This window comes from Gilliamella sp. Choc4-2 (genome assembly GCF_001690355.1).
GTDB lineage: Bacteria > Pseudomonadota > Gammaproteobacteria > Enterobacterales > Orbaceae > Gilliamella > Gilliamella apicola_A.
On record NZ_LZHG01000057.1, the window covers coordinates 1 to 1,439 of the forward strand.

Sequence of the window (1,439 nt, forward strand, 5' to 3'; positions counted from 1 at the left end):
TAGTTATTTATTAGATCATAAGCAAAGGTGCCCGCTACCCAGGTTATTACCGTTAGGTGACTTTCTGGCTGGTTAGGAGCTGGCTCTTTTACTTCGATTTTTTCAATATCGGTAAAATTAGATTGCCATACCGCTTTGCCCTGAGTGAGGGTTTTAAAGGTTTTTGCTTCATAATGGTCGATAAAATAGTTTTTATCGGTGGTGACATATTCGGTGATTTTTAGGGTTTCTTTGGCTTTATCTTCGTTTAGGTGGATTGGGGAGTGCGCCACTACTGAGTGGTTATTTACCCCTGTTGAACTGATATTAAAGCGAGATTCAATCATATCCTCATCACGTTGCCCATTCTTGCCAAATAATGTAACCGTGGCCTGCAACGGCAGGTGGGCGATGGTTGCATTATTCGGGTATGTTAAATAAAAATAGAGGTGGCGGTGATGTAGCTTCATCCCACTAAATGAACTTGGTTTTTTAAAGATCATAAAGGTGTCAATGCCCGACACCGCAACCAAATAGTCATTTACCGACTGCCCAAAACCCACAAATGCCTCTTGCTCTTCGTGATAAGCGCCATACCCTAAATAGGCAAACTCTTCTTGCACCCCAAAATAACAGCGGTTTAACCAGTGATCGATAGGCGTAAAATTATCGTATTTTTTGCTATAAGCAATTAAGTATAAACTTGAAACTAATAAAAGGACACCAATCCCTATAGCCAATTCACTTCCCAATAATAATAGGGCTGCACCAACGCCTAAGGCAAAAGCACCAAACAATCTAGCTCTAAAATAATCTTTATCCTCCATATTCCACATCCCCAAGGCACTTTTTAACTCGCCTAAGGCTTCAAAAATAGTTATAGCCGCAAAAGCTTTGGCTACGGTTTTAGAAATCAAGGTATTTAACATCTGTTTAGCTTTAATTTCAGGTACTAATGTGCCCGAAACTGTTGAACGCATCGCTTTAACTAGCTGCATTTTTAATTTGATGTCACGGTATAAAGCCACGCTATCAACACTTAATAACGCTAACGAGCCTAAGTCAATCGCCAGTTGGTGCATTTTTTTATCTTGGCTTTCACCTTCTTTAACGGTGTCCCACGCTTTTAGGTTATCGTGAATATTTAACATGCTGATAACGCCCATTATTGCATTGACACCATAGCTAAGTTTAACTGCTTTAGCACTTTGGCGGGTATCTTTTATTTGTTCTTGTATTTTAATTTTTTTCTCAATTTTCGCTTTTTCCATTTCGCTTTGATTCATCGCTTCGATTTCGCGATTTATCTCACGCTGTTTGATTTTGTCTTCTCGTTTATTCTCATTCGACTGGTGAATCGCTTCGTCGTTGCGGGATTTTTGTTGATTGACCATGTCAATTTTGCGTTGTAATACGGTTGTACGATTGACCAAGGTGACATAACCCGCCATTTTGCTAGT

General features: G+C 39.6%; 1 protein-coding gene. It reads right to left on the reverse strand.

All coding sequences use genetic code 11. The features are described from left to right. Positions 1-1,439 (reverse strand): hypothetical protein (locus A9G34_RS10795; protein ID WP_176701486.1); only part of this gene is annotated, 1,439 nt, incomplete at both ends.